Source organism: Polynucleobacter sp. AP-Reno-20A-A9 (genome assembly GCF_018882085.1).
Lineage (GTDB): Bacteria > Pseudomonadota > Gammaproteobacteria > Burkholderiales > Burkholderiaceae > Polynucleobacter.
In genome coordinates this window covers 1-1,233 of the sequence record NZ_JACVPB010000027.1, presented here as the reverse complement: position 1 = coordinate 1,233, position 1,233 = coordinate 1, and the positions used below count along the sequence as shown (strand labels likewise).

The following is a 1,233-nucleotide window of genomic DNA, read 5'->3' as shown; positions in this document are numbered from 1 at the left end:
CCTTGATTTCAACCCGTCGATGCAACACACTACAAACTGCGTAAGCGCAAGGAGTGTTGCTCATGAAACAACGACCTCGAATCTATTACACAGCTACCCAGAAGGCTTTAATGTGGGAGCGCTGGAAAAAGGGAGATTCTCTCCAGCAGATTGCCCAGTTATTTGATCGCAATCATTCATCCATACAAGGCATCTTTGTGCAAACTGGTGGCATTAGACCGCCAGAGCGAACTCGATCCAAACTAGCATTAACCTTAGATGAACGGGAAGCCATCTCACGCAGCATAGCAAGTGGTCAATCCATGAGATCAATTGCTACCGAGTTGGGCCGCTCGCCTTCTACGATTAGTCGTGAGATTAGCCGCAATGGCGGTCCAGAGAGCTATCGAGCCAATCAATCAGACCAGTCTGCTTGGGATCGGGCACATCGCCCTCAGACTTGTAAACTAGTCTTGAATAAAGCCTTAGCGCATCTGGTGGCAGATAAACTGCAGCACTACTGGTCACCACAACAGATTGCCGGATGGCTAAAAGAGACTTATCCAGATCAGGAGGACTATCAGGTGTCACACGAAACGATCTACCTTAGCCTCTTCATCCAAGCCCGCGGAGCCTTAAAGAAAGAGCTCACACAGCATTTACGACGCACCCGCATCATGCGCCGCTCACGGCATCACACGTTGAAGGATGTGGGGCTTGGAAAAATTAAGGATGCAGTCTCGATTAGAGAAAGGCCAGCCGAAGCAGAAGATCGCGCAGTGCCAGGACACTGGGAGGGTGATCTTTTATATGGGGATGCCAATAGTCAGATCGCCACTCTCGTAGAGCGCCAGACTCGCTATGTGATGCTAGTCAAGGTGGCTCGTAAAGACAGTGAGACGGTGGTCAATGCACTCATCAAGCATGCCCGCAAGTTACCGCAAGAGCTCTACAAATCTTTAACATGGGATCGAGGTAAAGAAATGTCTGAACACAAACGCTTTACTCTAGCTACCGATGTGCAAGTGTATTTTTGTGATCCTCAGCATCCTTGGCAACGAGGATCTAATGAAAATACCAATGGGCTATTAAGACAGTACTTCCCAAAAGGAATGAGCTTAGCTAATTACTCCCAAGCCAAACTCAATGCTGTAGCAAGGCAACTTAATGAACGCCCTAGAAAAACACTAAACTATCAAACACCGGCAGAACGTTTTGCCCAATCTGTTGCATCGACGGGTTGAAATCAAGGCC

General features: G+C 48.3%; 1 protein-coding gene. It reads left to right on the top strand.

Going from position 1 to position 1,233, the window contains the following annotated elements; genetic code table 11:
• The first annotated feature begins 62 nt into the window (after positions 1-62).
• Entirely contained in the window at positions 63-1,223 is a 1,161-nt protein-coding gene (locus tag ICN39_RS11055) for an IS30 family transposase (protein WP_216234159.1), read from the top strand.
• The last annotated feature ends 10 nt before the right edge of the window (positions 1,224-1,233 follow it).

What these genes read in the sequence shown, in the direction of transcription:
- ICN39_RS11055 (WP_216234159.1), top strand. Translation starts at nt 63, where the DNA reads ATGAAACAACGACCTCGAATCTATTACACAGCTACCCAGAAGGCTTTA.